The sequence below is a fragment of the Pseudomonas sp. FSL W5-0299 genome (assembly GCF_005930655.1).
Classification (GTDB): domain Bacteria; phylum Pseudomonadota; class Gammaproteobacteria; order Pseudomonadales; family Pseudomonadaceae; genus Aquipseudomonas; species Aquipseudomonas mandelii.
This window is the reverse complement of record NZ_RXHX01000017.1, coordinates 95,317-110,771: the sequence shown is the minus strand read 5'-3', so window position 1 is coordinate 110,771 and position 15,455 is coordinate 95,317. Positions and strand designations below refer to the sequence as shown.

Annotated in this window: 15 protein-coding genes; 10 read left to right on the top strand and 5 right to left on the bottom strand. The window is 60.0% G+C overall.

Annotation, left to right across the window (positions count from 1 at the left end; translation table 11 throughout):
- The first annotated feature begins 27 nt into the window (after window positions 1-27).
- Complete coding sequence (gene grxC / locus FHL16_RS20265) at window positions 28-279, top strand: glutaredoxin 3 (protein WP_077749111.1); 252 nt, start codon at window positions 28-30, stop codon at window positions 277-279.
- A gap of 146 nt (window positions 280-425) precedes the next feature.
- Window positions 426-857, top strand: a complete 432-nt coding sequence (locus FHL16_RS20260) for a nuclear transport factor 2 family protein (protein WP_077749110.1) — start codon at window positions 426-428, stop codon at window positions 855-857.
- A 72-nt stretch (window positions 858-929) separates the two neighbouring features.
- On the opposite strand, the gene FHL16_RS20255 is transcribed toward FHL16_RS20260, so the two are convergent.
- Window positions 930-2,135: an NAD(P)/FAD-dependent oxidoreductase gene (locus FHL16_RS20255; protein WP_077749109.1), complete on the bottom strand. Its 1,206-nt coding sequence runs from the start codon at window positions 2,133-2,135 to the stop codon at window positions 930-932.
- Between the two features lie 256 nt (window positions 2,136-2,391).
- Here FHL16_RS20255 and FHL16_RS20250 point away from each other — a divergent pair, with 256 nt between their 5' ends.
- The 6 genes from FHL16_RS20250 to FHL16_RS20225 all read left to right on the top strand — a co-directional run bounded on the left by FHL16_RS20250 (window position 2,392) and on the right by FHL16_RS20225 (window position 7,833).
- The gene (locus FHL16_RS20250; protein WP_010455470.1) at window positions 2,392-2,961 is read left to right on the top strand and encodes an RrF2 family transcriptional regulator; all 570 of its coding nucleotides are present in this window, start codon (window positions 2,392-2,394) and stop codon (window positions 2,959-2,961) included.
- Between the two features lie 33 nt (window positions 2,962-2,994).
- Window positions 2,995-3,396 (top strand): hypothetical protein, encoded by a 402-nt coding sequence (locus FHL16_RS20245; protein ID WP_077749108.1) that lies wholly within the window; start codon window positions 2,995-2,997, stop codon window positions 3,394-3,396.
- 11 nt (window positions 3,397-3,407) lie between these two features.
- Window positions 3,408-3,947, top strand: coding sequence for an HD domain-containing protein (locus FHL16_RS20240; RefSeq protein WP_077749107.1), 540 nt, complete (start codon window positions 3,408-3,410; stop codon window positions 3,945-3,947).
- A 208-nt stretch (window positions 3,948-4,155) separates the two neighbouring features.
- A complete protein-coding gene (locus FHL16_RS20235; RefSeq protein ID WP_077749106.1) occupies window positions 4,156-5,772 on the top strand; it encodes an arylsulfatase in 1,617 nt (538 codons plus the stop codon).
- Between the two features lie 68 nt (window positions 5,773-5,840).
- Complete coding sequence (locus FHL16_RS20230) at window positions 5,841-7,109, top strand: OmpP1/FadL family transporter (RefSeq protein ID WP_077749105.1); 1,269 nt, start codon at window positions 5,841-5,843, stop codon at window positions 7,107-7,109.
- Between the two features lie 49 nt (window positions 7,110-7,158).
- A complete protein-coding gene (locus FHL16_RS20225; protein ID WP_010455479.1) occupies window positions 7,159-7,833 on the top strand; it encodes a DUF3313 domain-containing protein in 675 nt (224 codons plus the stop codon).
- Window positions 7,834-7,866: 33 nt separating this feature from the next.
- On the opposite strand, the gene ligD is transcribed toward FHL16_RS20225, so the two are convergent.
- The 3 genes from ligD to FHL16_RS20210 are packed head-to-tail and all read right to left on the bottom strand — an operon-like array spanning window position 7,867 to window position 12,851.
- A complete protein-coding gene (ligD, locus tag FHL16_RS20220; RefSeq protein ID WP_077749104.1) occupies window positions 7,867-10,467 on the bottom strand; it encodes a DNA ligase D in 2,601 nt (866 codons plus the stop codon).
- Window positions 10,464-11,456: a methyltransferase gene (locus FHL16_RS20215; protein WP_077749103.1), complete on the bottom strand. Its 993-nt coding sequence runs from the start codon at window positions 11,454-11,456 to the stop codon at window positions 10,464-10,466. The genes ligD and FHL16_RS20215 overlap by 4 nt, the downstream gene beginning before the upstream one ends.
- 9 nt (window positions 11,457-11,465) lie before the next feature.
- Window positions 11,466-12,851 (bottom strand): iron-containing redox enzyme family protein, encoded by a 1,386-nt coding sequence (locus FHL16_RS20210; protein WP_077749102.1) that lies wholly within the window; start codon window positions 12,849-12,851, stop codon window positions 11,466-11,468.
- 192 nt (window positions 12,852-13,043) lie between these two features.
- Between FHL16_RS20210 and FHL16_RS20205 the strand changes: the two genes are divergently transcribed.
- The gene (locus FHL16_RS20205; RefSeq protein ID WP_077749101.1) at window positions 13,044-13,484 is read left to right on the top strand and encodes a cupin domain-containing protein; all 441 of its coding nucleotides are present in this window, start codon (window positions 13,044-13,046) and stop codon (window positions 13,482-13,484) included.
- A 123-nt stretch (window positions 13,485-13,607) separates the two neighbouring features.
- Here the strand turns inward: FHL16_RS20205 and FHL16_RS20200 are convergent, their stop codons facing one another.
- Window positions 13,608-14,330, bottom strand: a complete 723-nt coding sequence (locus FHL16_RS20200) for a tellurite resistance TerB family protein (protein WP_077749100.1) — start codon at window positions 14,328-14,330, stop codon at window positions 13,608-13,610.
- Between the two features lie 402 nt (window positions 14,331-14,732).
- On the opposite strand from FHL16_RS20200, the gene pcsA reads away from it, so the two are divergent.
- The gene (pcsA, locus tag FHL16_RS20195; protein ID WP_010455490.1) at window positions 14,733-15,455 is read left to right on the top strand and encodes a phosphatidylcholine synthase; all 723 of its coding nucleotides are present in this window, start codon (window positions 14,733-14,735) and stop codon (window positions 15,453-15,455) included.

The following is a 15,455-nucleotide window of genomic DNA, read 5'->3' as shown; positions in this document are numbered from 1 at the left end:
GGATGTCTGACCCGAGGAGTACACCCCATGAGCACTGTGACGCTTTACACCACCGACACCTGCCCTTATTGCCGCAATGCCAAGGCGCTGCTGGCCAGCAAAGGCATCGCCAGCCGGGAGATCAATGTTCAATCGGACCCCGGAAAATTCCAGGAAATGCTCACCCGCAGCGGTCGTCGCAGCGTGCCGCAGATATTCATCGGTGACACCCATGTCGGAGGCTTCGACGACCTGGCCAAACTGGACCGTCAAGGTGCCCTGCTATCGATGCTGGCCTGAAGCTGCAATCCAAACCCCCTCCCTTTAACCGGCAAGACTTCTATCAGCCCGTAGAAGTCTTGCCACGTCGTTTTGCCACTATTCATTAAATTTCCGCCAGGTTGTACGATGACCGATGAGTCATTCATAACAACAAGGAACTACCCATGAAAAAAGTGAAAGTGCTGATTGGTTTTCTGTGCCTCTTCAGTGGCTACGTGATAGCAGCCCCTGCTCCGGGCGAGAAGGATGTGGCGCAGGCGGTGGACCATCTGACGCAAGCCATGCTCAACAAGAACATCCCCGAACTGAAAGCGCTTACTGCTGAGAACCTGACCTACGGCCACTCGAGCGGCAAGGTCCAGGACAAGAAAGACTTCATCGCCGATATCGAAACGGGCAAGAGCGCTTTCAAAACCCTGGAAATGCAGAACCAGACCATCACCGTCTCGGGTGATGTAGCGCTGGTTCGTCATCATTTTTCGGCACAGGCGATCAAGGGCACCGAGGTGGTCCCGACTGAAATCGAAAACTTCCAGATCTGGCAAAAGAAGGCTGGCAAATGGTTGCTGGTAGGCCGGCAAGCCTTCCGCATCTGAATAAAAAAATCCCGCCCAAGGTGACTTGAGCGGGATTTTTCATACAGGCAGCCTTATCGAGACAGGTGCTTATCAGGCCACAACCGGAATCATCGGGTCCGCAGCCGCCAGCGCAGTTGCGCGATCAGCGGCCGGCGGATAGATCCACACCGTATTGATCTGGGTCTTCAGCGATTTGCCTTCCTCCTTGACCAGTTTGACCTGGCGATCCCAACCCTCGGTGTACACCGCGCCCCACGCACCCAGATCCAGACAGGTAACGTACTTGGGCTGGCTGTACACCTTCGGCGCCACGCCCAGGATTTGCGCAGCGACGTTGTTGCCGGCATGACGCCCTAGCGAGATCGCGTGCTGGCAGGTCATCATGGCGTAGTTGCCGATGTCATCCGCGGCGGCATAAGCCACATCACCGGTGGCAAAGATGTCGTCCTGACCGATGACTTTCAGGTGGGCGTCAACGTGCAGGCGACCGAGGTGGTCGCGTTCGGCCGGGATCTGCTCGGTCAGCGAGCTTGCCCGCACCCCAGTGGTCCAGACCACAGTCTTGGCGTCGATGCGTTGGCCATCGGCCAGGGTCACACCGTTTTCATCGACAGCAACGACCGACGACTTCAAGCGCCATTTCACGCCCAGCTCAGTGCTGGCTTCGGCGATCGACTGGCTGATTTCGCTGCCCATGGACGCCCCGACTTTTTCACCGCGATCGACAATGATCACTTCAATGTCAGCGTCCTCGCCGAGGATGGCCCGCAGACGCGCCGGCATTTCAGTCGCCGTTTCAATCCCGGTAAAGCCGCCACCGGCCACAACCACGGTGTTTCGAGCTGTGCTTTGCGGCAGGTTGGCCAGGGATTTCAGATGGTTTTCCAGGCGTATCGCCTGTTCAATCTGGTCCACGTCAAAGGCGTGTTGGGCCACGCCCGGAGTGTTGGGTAACGCGAGACCGCTGCCGGTGGCCAGAACGAGTTTGTCGTAGCTGCACACCTGTTCGGCACCCGATGCATCGGTGTAGCCGACTTGTTTTTGCTGCACGTCGATGGATTGCGCTGCGCCCTTGATGAACTTCACACCGACGGCATCGAACAGGTCGCCAAGAGGTGCTGCCAGTTGATGAGCATTCGGCTCGTAGAAGCGTGGACGCACCCGCAGCTCGGCCTGAGGCGCCAGTACCGTGACGTCTACGTGGTTGTGATCATGGATGTCCAACAGGCGCGTGGCGCTCAATGCCGTCCACATGCCACCGAAACCTGCGCCGATGACCAGAATGTGCTGTTTCATTGTTTTAACTCCGAAGAAGACCAAAGACTGAACTCGTCGCCGAGCTGACAACGGCGACTATAGTGATCCGAGTTACAAGACGCAACGACCTTCTATCGATGGTTATCATCACACATTCAGATACCTCGACAATCCAGACACAAGCTTCTATCCATATGCAGCGCAGGGCAGACAGGCGATCTAGGCATACCGATGCTTCGTTGCACCCCTGACAATCGGCTGGTAATATTGGCGACTCATTCAGTCGGAGATAACCATGTCTCTCTACAGCGCGGGCGTTGAGTACGGCATTCACTGCCTGCTTTTTCTGGTAGGCGATTACGGCGACAGCCGTGAGGCGAGCGTGCGCGACCTCGCTGAGCTGCAAGGCGTGCCGCTGGACTACCTGGCGAAAATTTTCACCAAACTGGCCAAGGCCAAACTGGTGGTCGCGACCGAGGGCGTGCGCGGCGGGTTCAAACTGGCGCGGCCGGCGGACGAAATCAGCGTGCTGGACATCGTTAACGCCATTGATGGCCAGAAGCTCATCTTCGATTGCCGTGATATCCGTGGGCGTTGCGCGTTGTTTGAAGGCTCCCCGCCGACGTGGGCAGTGGAAGGTCATTGCTCGGTTCACGCCGTCATGATGACCGCGCAGCAACGCATGGAAGACGCCCTCGCCCAGCAGACCATTCTCGACCTTGCCCGCAGGGTCGGACGTAAAGCCCCGGCCGAGTTCGGCGCCCAGGTGGACAACTGGATCAATGATCGTCGGGAAAGGAAAACCGTGACCGGCACTCAGCCCGACGGCGAACAGATCATCCCGGTGACCGATATTTCCGACTGACGATTCGTCTGGGGCGCTCTATGATTAAGGCCCATGACGACCTCTGCTCCGATCCGCTCACCCTGCCCGCCCGGCGCCTGCATCTGCGGGCGAGACCCGTTGCTGGAAACACCGGGCGCGGACGTGCGCATCCTGTTTCTGACCCGACAGGAAGAAAAGCGTCTGCTCGATCGTCTGGAAAACCTGCAAAGCCTGGCTGACCTCGAACGCTTGCAAAACCGCATGTACGCACAACTGGGCATCCGCGTGGACATCGTTCCCAGCTTCAACGAAGTGCGTACCATGCGCGGCATCGGCATCACCCTCGGCGAGTTGCCGGGCTTGTGCCGCAAGACCCGCCAGTCGATCCCCGCCGCGATTCGCCGCAGCCTGGAGAAACGCCCGGAGATCGCCTTCGAGATCCTCAACGCCAATGACCTGTTGCGCGACGCGTGAGATCCGTACCGATGAACCCCCTTCTCGAATTCCCCGTGACCGACGAAATACTGACGTCCTACGCCCTGGCGATCGGTGCCGATTTGTTGGGTTATCGCAATCACATTTACCGAGTGCTGAACTTCTACCGCGCGATCAGCGGCATTGAAGGCCTGCCCTCCGAAGCCGTGCAGATCGCCGGGGCGTTTCACGACCTGGGCATCTGGACCGATCAAACCATTGATTACCTGGAACCCTCGGTGCGCCTGGCCACCGACTACCTCGCCAATCGGCAACTGTCGCACTTGAGCGGCGAAGTGACGGCACTGATCCTGGAACACCACAAAGTGCGGTCCTATGCTGCCGACCATGCGCTCAGCGTCGAGCCCTTCCGACGCGCCGATATCATTGACGTGTCGCTCGGCCTGCTGACGTTCGGCCTGCCGCGGGCCTACATCAAAACGGTGAAGTCGGTACTGCCCAATCATGGTTTTCACGGGATGCTGCTCCGGCAAACCGCACGGCAATTCCTGCGCTCCCCGCTCAAACCGCTGCCAATGTTTCGCTGGTGATGGGGTCGACGGGCAGGGATTGGTGCGAAAAGATCAGTTGAATCCGGCCATCGCCGACAACGCTGTAAAGCTCATGAGACAGCTGCCCATCACTGTCAATTACTACTGGATATTTCCCAGTTCATACCTACGCTCTTTCGGGGGATACCCCATTTAAAAAAGGTCGGGGGGCCTGACTTCGGTACTTACCAGTACGCAGGAGCTGCTCATGAACCAGACACAATTAACCCGGTTGTTTGCTGTTTCAATGTTGTTGTCTGCAATGGTTCTACCCGGCATCACCCAAGCGGCCGACAAACCCGCCCCCAACATCGTGGTCATCATGGGAGACGATATTGGCTGGTCCAATATCGGCGTCTACAACCAGGGCATGATGGCCGGCCGGACCCCCAATCTCGACCAGCTCGCTGCAGAAGGCATGCGCTTTACCGACTACTACGCCGAAGCCAGTTGCACCGCCGGGCGTGCCAATTTCATTACCGGTGAACTGCCGATCCGTACCGGCATGACCACGGTCGGCCAGGCCGGCTCACCTGTCGGTATTCCCGCTGAAGCGGTCACCATTGCCACCGCGCTCAAGGCCATGGGTTACTCCACTGGCCAGTTTGGCAAAAACCATCTGGGCGACTTGAACGAATTTCTGCCCACCGCGCACGGGTTCGACGAGTTCTTCGGTTACCTCTATCACCTCGACGCCATGGAAGACCCGGCACACCCCAATTATCCGCAAGAACTTCTGGCCACCGTTGGCCCGCGCAACATGGTCCACAGCTGGGCGACCACCACCGACGATACGACGGTGATGCCGCGCTGGGGCAAGGTCGGCAAACAGAAAATCGAAGACGCCGGTACGCTCTATCCCGAGCGGATGAAAACCGTCGACGACGAAATCCGCGACAAGGCTTTCACCTTCATCGACAAGGCCAAGACCGATAACAAACCGTTCTTCCTGTGGCTGAACCCGACCCGCATGCACATCGTCACGCACCTGTCCGACAAGTACGAAGCGATGCGCAATGCGCAGAATGGCTGGTCGGAGCAGGAAGCCGGCATGGCGCAGCTCGATGACATCGTCGGCGACGTCATGGCCAAGCTGAAAAAAGACGGCATGGATGACAACACCATCGTGATTTTCACCACCGACAACGGCGCGGAAAACTTCACCTGGCCGGATGGCGGCACTACACCGTTTGCCATGGGCAAAGGCACCGTGATGGAAGGTGGCTTCAGGGTTCCGGCGATCGTTCGCTGGCCTGGCAACGTACCGGCCAACACCGTGGCCAATGGCATCATGTCCGGCCTGGACTGGTTCCCGACCCTCGTTGCCGCCGCCGGCAACCCGAACATCGCCACCGAGCTGCTCAAGGGCAAGCAACTGGGCGACAGAACGTACAAGGTCCACCTCGATGGCTATGACCAGACACCGATGATCACCGGTAAAGGTCCGTCGAACCGGCATGAAGTTTTCTACTTCGGCGAAAGTACGCTGGGTGCGATCCGTATCGATGACTTCAAGTACCGCTTCATCGATCAGCCCGGTGGCTGGCTGGGGGCTAAGGTCACGCTGGACATGCCGGTCCTGACCAACCTGCGGCTCGACCCGTTCGAACGCGCCGGGTGGCCGGAAAACATGGCAGCCAGTGGCTCACTGGAGTACTTCGAGTGGTTCAAGTTCCAGTTCTGGCGCTTTGTGTTTGTACAGCAGCAGGTGGTCAAACTGGCTGAAACGGCGGTTGAGTTCCCACCCATGCAAAAAGGCGCGAGCTTCAACCTGGAAGCGGTCAAAGCCAGGATCGAAGCGGCCCGGGCAGCCATGGCCAAGTAGACAGGCGAATGCACGGGTGGCGGCTGCCAGCCACCCGCGTTCATGACGGACATCCGCTGAGGTGATCCATGCAATTAAAAACAGCCGTCCTACCCGCCTTCACCCTGTTTGCGCTGTGCTGCCAGCAGGCCCAGGCCGGCGGCATCATGCTCTATGAAATCGGCACCGATAACGTGGGGCTTGCCAACGCCGGTGCCGCCGCCCGTGCACAAGGCCCTTCCACCATCGCCAGCAACCCGGCGGGCATGAGCTATCTGCCAGGTACGCAGATTACCGGCGGATTGCAGCTGCTCTACGGCGACCTGAGCTTTGATCGCGACTCAAACACCAACGGCACGGGCAGCGGCAGTGGCAATGCCTTCGACCCGATTCCCGGCGGCAGCTTTTTCATCAGCCATCAATTCGATGACCACTGGAGCGTCGGATTCGGCAATTACGGCGACTTCGGGTTGGCGGCCAACTACGACAACGACTGGTCCGGGCGCTATTTTGCGCAGAACGTCAGCCTCGCCGGTTTGTCGTTTGTGCCCAGCGTGGCGTATCGCTTCGATGATCAATGGTCGGTGGGCGTCGGTGTGAAAGCCATGTACGGCATGCTGCAAGCGCAAACCGCGATCGATCGTTCACCCTTTGGCTTCACCGACCGCAGCGACGGCCAATTCAAGTACAAAGACAACGATTGGGGTTTTGGGGCGAATGTGGGAGTGATCTACGCCCCGCAACCCGGCACCCGTATTGGCCTGGCCTACACCAGCAAGGTCGATCTGGACTTCGAAGATCGGCTGGATGTGAAAGGCGACGGCCGTTTGCTGGAGCGCGTCAACAACACCAATACCCAACTCGACATGACCGTGCCGCAAACCGCGACCCTGAGCCTGTTCCAGCAACTCGACCCGCGATGGGCCTTGCTCGCCTCCGTCAACTGGCAGGACTGGTCCGAGTTCGGCGATATCGCGGTGCAAGTCGACACCACCGCAGTCGGTTCACAATCGACCACCGTCGACGCCCATTTCAAAGACACCTGGCAACTGGCCCTGGGCGCGCAGTACCAGGCCACCCCGCAGCTGTTGTGGAATTTCGGCGTGGCTTACGACAGCAGCGCCGTTTCCGACGGCAACCGCACATTTACCGTGCCCATGGACGAATCCTGGCGCGTTGCGGCTGGGGCCACCTATGCTCTGAACAAGGTCACCGACATTAACGTCAGCTGGGCCATGGTCTGGCTTGGCGACATGCCGGTGGACCAGACCAAGTCCACGTCGGGCACTCGAACTTCCGGTCAATTCGACAATGCCTGGATTCAAGCGGTGACCGGAAACATGACCTGGCGTTTTTGATGCCTGCAATCGAAAAAAAAAAGACAACCCCCATGGAGCACACACCACAATGAACCTGTCCCGGAAATTATTCATCGGCGTCGCATTGACCAGTCTGCTACTCGGGGGCTGCACCTCGAAAGTCACCGAAAAAGACCAGTACTCGGGCTTCCTTACCGACTACAACAACTTGCAGCAAGTCACCACCACCAGCGGCGAAACCGCGATGCGCTGGGTGAGCCCGTCCTGGAATCCAAACGCCTACGACACCGTGGTCTTCAACAAACTGGAGCTCTATCCGGCGCCCAAGCCGACCGAGCGGGTCAATCGGCAAACCCTGGATGAACTGCAGAACTACATGACCAGCAAGGTCAAAGGTGTGTTGGGGCAGAAATACCGCGTGGTATCGAGCGAACAATCAGCGCCGGGCGGTTCAAAAAAACTGATCATGCGCGCGGCGATCACCGGGGTGAATGCCGAAAACGAAGGCATGAGATGGTATGAAGTGGTGCCTGTCGCGGCCGTTGTCGGTGGTGTTTCCGCTGCCAGCGGGCATCGAGATCAGGACTCCACGTTGTTCATCGAGGCCGAGTTTAAAGACGCCAGCACCAACCAGACCGTGGCCAAAGTCGTGCGCAAAGTCTTCGGCAGCACGCTGTCCAATGCCAGCCAGGAAATCACCGCCAAAGACTTCAAAGTGGCGATCGACAAACTGGCCAGCGATTTGCAGGCGTTTGTCCGGTAGCGGCAGCTGCAAAGAGCGCGACTAACCAAGACGCTATTTTTTCATTCCGACCCGCCGACGCATGTCGGCGGTGATGGTTTGCCGGGTTTTCTTCAAGTCCGCCCAAGGTTCATCACCCACTTCAGCCAGTCGTTCCTGCACGTTGTGGATATTCCACTGATTACCGCCCTTGAGCTCTGCCACCTCTTCCCGAAAAATCGGCACTGACACCGGCAACCCTTCGCGGGTGCGGGCGGCATAGGCGCAGATGGTAGTGGCACCCAGTCCATTGCGCAGGTAATCGATGAAGATCCGCCCGACGCGATTCTTCGGCCCTGACACCGCCGAAAAGCGCTCCGGCAGCAACTTCGCCATGTGGCTGACAATTGCGTGGCTGAAGTCCTTCACCTCGTCCCAACCGTGCTTGCGGGTCAGCGGCACCACCAGGTGAATCCCCTTGCCGCCGCTGGTCTTGAGGAAGGCCTTGAGCCCCAGTTCATCCAGCACCGACAGCGTCAGCTGAGTCGCCTCGACCATGCTTTTCCACGGCAGCGCCGGGTCCGGGTCGAGGTCGAGAACGAAGCGGTCAGGTTTGTCGAGATTCTCCGTGGTAGCGTTCCAGGTGTGCAGTTCCACAGTACTCATCTGCACGGCGCCAATCAGCGCTTCGGCGTTGTTGATGATCATCACCGGTTGGCCGGTGACGTCCTTGTCCAGCGTGGTGATGCCCGGAATGGCCAGGCGCTCGGCGTTTTTCTGAAAGAACAGCTCGCCCGCAATGCCATCCGGGGCGCGCACCAGCGCCACCGGCCGATCCTTGAGTTCGGGCAGAATCCATTCGGCGACGCTGGCGTAATACTCCGCCAGCTGCACTTTGGTGGTGCCGCTGCTCGCATCGATCACCCGGTCCGGGTGGGTGATGCGCACTTTGCCGTCGCCGAGGCCGACTTGTGAGGGCGCGGGCGCTGCCTTGGCCGGTTTCTTTTTCGTCGCGGTGGCCGGTTTGTCAGCGGCGGATTTCCTGCTGGTCTGGGCTTTCACGGCTTTCGCACGCTCCTCGGTGATGTCTTCGGCGGGCTTGTCATCGCGCAAGCCATGGAATACGGCATGGCGCACCGACCCGTCCTTGGTCATCTCGGCGAACGCGACTTCGGCGAGCAACACCGGTTTGAGCCAATGCACACCCTTGGCGTCGAAACCGGTCGGCGGATTGACCACCGCCGGTTTTTTCACCTGCAACGGTTTGAGCTGTTCATAAATGTGCTTGAGCGTGGTCTCGTTGAAACCGGTGCCGACCTTGCCAGCGTAGCGCAACTCGCCACTGTCCCGATCATGCAATCCCAACAGCAACGCGCCGAAGGCATTGCGCGCACCTTGGGGATCGGTGAACCCGACCACGACGAATTCCTGCCGATGTTTGCACTTGAGCTTGATCCAGTCACTGCTGCGCCGTGACACATAAGGCGACCCCAGGCGCTTGCCGATCAGCCCTTCCATCTGCATTTGGCAGGCACTGTTGAGCAAGGCTTCCGGCTCCTCGCCGAACGCGTCGGAGAAGCGCAGCAAAGGATCTTTATTGGGTTTGAGCACCGTTGCCAGCGCGACCCGCCGCTCCTCGACCGGCACCTCGCGCAGGTCCACGCCATTGAGGTAAGGCATGTCGAACAGGTAATAAAGGATGTTGCCGCTGCGATTGGATTCAAAGGCATTTTGCAGCGCCTGAAAGTCCGGCACACCCTGCTCGTTAGCCACCACCATCTCACCGTCGAGCCAGGCGGACTCCAGGCCCAGAGCGGCCAGCGCCTCGGCCTGTTTCGGCAATTTGTGGGTCCAGTCGTGGCCGTTGCGGGTGAAGAGTTTCACCTCGTCGTGGTCGATGCGCGCCATGATCCGGTAGCCGTCGAACTTGATCTCATAGCTCCACTCGCCCGGCGGGGCTTTTTCCACCAGCGTCGCCAATTCCGGTTTGAGCTGGTCGGGCAGCTTGGCCTTGTGAGCCCCGGTGAGTTGCGCCGACCGCTGTTTAGCCGCGACCTTGCGCGCCGGCTTCTTCACCGGTTTGGGCTTGGCGGCGGTCTTGGCCTTTTTAGGGACAATGGTGCGGTCACTGAGCACGCTGTCGGGCTCGGCGGCGACCACGTCGTAATCACTCTCGGGTTTCGCCGCGCTGTCCTGATGCTTGATCAGAAACCACTGCTCCTGCTTGCCCGGCATGTGCGTGCGGACCAGGTTCCACAAGCCGCCGAGTTTCTCGCCTTGCAGCTCGAACTTGAGCTTGCCTTTGGCATAGGCCTTGGCCGGATCTTCCTGGGGGATCCACACGCCCCGGTCCCAGACAATCACATCGCCGGCACCGTAATGCCCTTCCGGAATACTTCCCTCGAACGTGGCGTAATCGATCGGATGGTCTTCAACGTGGACTGCCAGGCGCTTGACCTTGGGGTCCAGCGAAGGGCCTTTCGGCACGGCCCAGCTTTTCAGTGCGCCATCGAGTTCCAGGCGAAAGTCATAGTGCAACCGCGAGGCATCGTGCTTCTGGATACAGAACTGCAAGGCATGGTCTTTCGCAGCTTTCTTGCCTGAACGTTTCGCGGCGGGCTCAGAGGTCGCCGAAAAATCGCGCATGCGGTTGTAATCATCCAGATTCTTGTTCATGGCGCACCTGTTGGCTCGACGCGTCCCCCAATGCCGGGGCCGATGCGCGTGACGATCAAGGCCACGACCGCAATCCGCTCCACCCGTTGATAGCCGGGCGTCAGCAACTCTTCACCGAACACATCGGGATCGAGTTCGCGATAGGTCCAGCCGAACATCGGCGATTCAAGGCGCGGGGTCAGTGCCTCAAGAAACGGATCCTGGCCATCGATCATTGCCACCCCGGTGTACAGCACCAAAGAGCCACCGGGCGCCAGTCGAAGCAATGCCTGCTCGACAATGCGCAACGATAACTGCGCACCGAGAGCGCCGCCACCATGCCGGTAAGCGCGCTCGGTGGGGTCGGCCATGTAGGGCGGATTGGCGACGATCAGGTCGAACTGGCCGTCGACGTCCTGCAGCACATCGCTGGCCTCGACCGTGACGTTAGCGACTTCCGCCAGGGCCGCGTTGACCGCCGTCAAACGCAGCGCCGCGGGATTGATATCGACGGCCAGCACCTCGGCTTCACGGCGTGCGCGGGCAATCACAATCGCCCCGACACCCGCGCCGCAACCAATGTCGACGGCGCGCCGGATCGGCGCGAAGGATTGTTGAAGATGAGCGTGGATCAGCTGCGCAAACCGGTAGCTGTCCGGTCCGAAAAACACCGCGTCCGCCGCGTCGGTGGGAAACCCCGAGTGCACGAACAACAAATCATCGAGGCTGGACCAGCGCACACGGCTTTTCAGTCGGCCGTTGCTTTCTTGCAGCACGCCCGCCTCCTGCAACTGCCGCTGTTCATCGGTCGACAGCAGGCCCGGTTCGAATGAGCGCGACCAGCCGAACACGTCGCGCAAGGTCCGGGCGTTTTGCCCAAAGGCACGGTCGTTGACCCGCTGGTGCGTGAGCGGCGTCGGGGTGATAAACCGGTAACCATCGGCCTGCAAACGGCGCCCCAGCTGCACCAGCGCCAGATCGGCAGCGCTCAGTTGTTCTTCCTGATTCATGCCGTGCTCCTATCGCAGGCTGGATTTGAGTTCGATGAACCGTCGCGTGGCCATCAGGCCGGCTGGATGGGAATGCCGATGGGCCGACAGCCACGGGATCAGCACCGGCATCTGCTCGTGTGCGGCAAGCCCCTCCAGCGAGGTTTGCAGGCTCTGGATATCCGGGTCGTTGTCGGGCACTGGCGGTTCTGTCGCGACACTCGTGCCCCGGCGAACTGCTGTGGCTGAGCGCTCAGGCGTCCAGTTGCCGGCAATCCAGTCATGCAGCAGCTGTTTTTCATAGGGGCTGAATACTCCGAACATGGCGGCACCATCCCCCTCGATCAACTGCCAGAAGCGACTGGCCTGAGGATCCTGTCCGCGCTTGATCCAGCCCTTTTTTTCCATGGCGGCAAGGAACCCTGGCAACTGCTCCGGCGCGGACAGCCATTGGTTGACGGTCTTGCCTTCAAAACGGCAGTAGTCGGAATGCATGTGCTGGCCGAACGGACGCTTGCGCTCAAGCATGTTGAGCAGCTCGGCGTCGAGGTCGAACGACTCGATGATCGCGCGACTGCCCTGCCCCAGATCATTGAGTCGATAACCCAGCGCGACCCGGCGCAGAAAGTCTTCGCGATCGCCTTCCACCGGCAGCAGTTGCAGCACCGACTGCACGGCTTTTTGCGCGTGGCCGGTGCTGGCGTTGTCGATGGTCACGTGCAGGGTGAAGTAATACGGATCGATGCCCAATTCGCTGAGTTCATAGGCGCTGACCAGCAGGTGCAACGGCAGCTGTTCGTAGCCCAGGTTGTAGCCGATCACCTCCGGCAAAAACTCATCGGCGGATTCGCCCAGCGCCAGTTGTATCGCGCCCTGCAGGTAATGCTCGTCGGCGATCACCCCAGGGTCTTGCAGACCATGCTCGGCGAGCAGCTTGCGGTAGATCACCACATGATTCTGCGCCGGGTTGCCGTCGCCGAGCTCTTCCAGATAGGTGCAGATCAGCCCTTCGAAACGCGGGTCGCGCCACTGACGCAACAGGCCGTACAACCAGGCGCCGTCGACCAGTTTGGTCGGGGCCACGGCTTGCAGGAAAAACAGCGCGTGGGCCTTGTTAGTGAAAAACTGCCGGGGCCCGCCTTCTTTGCGTTGTTGCAGGTAGTCGGCGTATTGGCGGGCAACGTCGACGCTGTGGTGTTCGACGAACGATTGCAGGGCCGACAGGTCCGTTGGCATTTCTTGAGGCAAGTGGGTGGCGTGTTCCAGCTGCACTTCGAGAAAGCTCCGCGCCAGAGCGCGCCGTTGCTCGGGGTCGACGCCCAGCAGCAGGTGTTCATAGGCTTGTTTAAGGCTCCCGGCGGCCGGTATCGGGTGTTCGTGGGCGGGCCGCGATTCAAGTCGTGTCAGGGCAGTCATGGGCGCATCTCTCGGTCTAAGGCCAGTGGCAGGACGTTGAATCAACACGTCTCTACATCAGCAGAGCGATTTGCCCGGAGAAAAATTCAATCGACGTTGAAATCGCCCTGACGGACGGACCTGTGCAGCACCGCCCGCCCGGTGCACGCGGCCTATAATCAGCGGGTGCGGGGTCATCTTCGGAGAGCAATCATGCGAACGGTGCACGTCATCGAGCAATCGCCGGCACCCGTAAATGTCGTGGGCGAGGCGATCACCATCCTCGCGGGCGGCGACCTCAGCAAGCCCTTTGAGATGCATATTCAGGAAGGCGTGCAAGGTGGAGGGCCGCCGCTGCACTTTCATCCGTGGGACGAGGCGTTCTATGTGGTCGACGGCCAGGTCGAAGTGACCGTGGCGGGCAAGTCCACCACCGTCTCGGCCGGGGGGTATGTGCATATCCCCGGGGGTTCGATCCATGCCTACAAGAACATCAGCCCTACCGCGAAGATGATCGGCGTGGTGTCGGATCCGCGGGGCGGGCAGTTTTTTGCGGCGGTGGATCAATTAAGGGTACCGGAGGATTTACCGCGGATACTGGAGATTGCCGAAGCGTACGGGGTTATTTTCCTGGTGCCCAAACCGGCAGTTTGACCGCGTTATCGTTCTTCGCTAGCAGGCTAGCGCCCACAGGGACCTTGCGCACACCGCAAATCCACTGTGGGAGCTGGCCTGCTAACGAAGGCGGCCTGAAAGACAACCCGGTTTAACGGGCCCCTAAACCGCACCACCCTTGGCCTGCTGCTCCAGATGCACTTGCAGCTCAGGGTCAATCTTCAGCGCCGCCGCCAGCTCATCCAGATAGTTGCGCTCGGCATCCTGCTGATCGTCCACCAGCATCACGCTGGCCAGGTACATCTCTGACGCCATGCCAGGATCCGTCGCCGACTGCGCCACATCGGCGGCATCCAGCGGCCGGGCCACTTCGTCATCCAGCCATTGCTGCAATTGCGGGTCGTCGGTGTGGCGGCCCAGTTCGGTACTGATCATCTGTTTCTCGGCGTCGTCGATCCGGCCATCGGCCTTCGCTGCAGCAATCAACGCCCGCAGCACAGCATGGCTGTGCTCCTCGACTTCCGGGCCGGACAAAAGGTCTACGGTGCGCGGTGCCTGTTGCGGCGCAGCCGCCTGACTGCGTTGCCATGCCTGATACGCCTGGAAGGCCATCATCCCGAGCGACGCCAGGGCCGCATAGTTGGTGCCGCCACTTGAGCGGGTCCGGGTCGAGCCGCCCAGCGGTGAGCCGCCGCCGAGCAGGCCACCGAGCAAACCACCCAATCCGCCCCCGCCCATGGCTGAACCACCGCCACCGCCCAACAAGCCGCCAAGCAACCCGCCCAGACCGCCGTCGATGCCGCCCTGGGCAGATGCGCCACCCTGTCGCTCCCTGGAGCCCTGGCCGGCCCGCAGGAGTTGTTCGAGCAAATCGCTGGTGTTCATGACGACGTCCTCATCGATGGGAGTGACCCGGTCAGGCAACAATAGTCCTCGCCGGCAAATGCGCCATTACCGTTTGGCCTGTGGCGAGGGAGCTTGCTCCCACTTGAGTGCATAGCACTCACAAAAACCGGCATTGCTGCCACATTTTTTTTTGGGGGCCGCTACGCAGCCCGGCGGGAGCAAGCTCCCTCGCCACAAAAACGGGTAAGCCTGTGTGCCAGTGTTCAGTGAACAGCACTGCAGATTAATCCAAAGTATTTTTTGCCGGCCCAGCTAAGATTTACTGGCGGTGAACCTTATTCCCGGATTTCCGGTCGATACCTGCAACCGAACCGGTTTGCCGCCGCCCTTGATAATGAGGGTGATGACTGGCTTGCTTCATCTTTCTGGAGAACGCCCCCCGTGATATCCACCCTACACATCGCCAGACTCAAAGCATGGGGCGCCCATGGTTTTACCGCCACCGGCGTGGTCACAGCCTTCCTCGCCACCCTCGCCTTGCTGGAAAATCAGGCCACCAACTGCCTGCTGTGGCTGGGCGTAGCCCTGATCGTCGATGGGCTGGACGGTGCCCTGGCACGCAAGGTCAATGTGCAGTCGGTGTTGCCGAGTTTCGATGGATCGATTCTCGATCTGGTGATCGACTACCTGACGTATGTGTTCATCCCCGCGCTGTTCATCTATCGCTACATCCCCTTGCCGGACTACACGCTGCTGCTGACCGTGTCGCTGATTCTGGTTTCGTCGCTGTTTTGCTTCTGCAACGTCAACATGAAAAGCAAAGACAATTACTTCCAGGGCTTCCCCGCCGCCTGGAACGTCGTGGCCCTGTGCCTGTACATCATTGCCCCGTCGCCGTGGATTACCTTCCTGACGATCATTGGCCTGGCCTTGCTGACCGTGACCCGCATGAAGTTCCTGCACCCGTTCCGCGTGCGCAAGTTCATGCCGATCAACATCGCCGTGACCGCCATCTGGCTGCTGTGCAGCTTGTCGCTGGTGGTCAATCACCCGGTCATCAACCCGATGGTCATGGGGCTTTGGCTGCTGATGTCGGCTTACTTCCTGGGGATCTGCATCTGGCGCACCGCTATGGAGTGGTTCGACGGATCGCGCCAAAAGTAA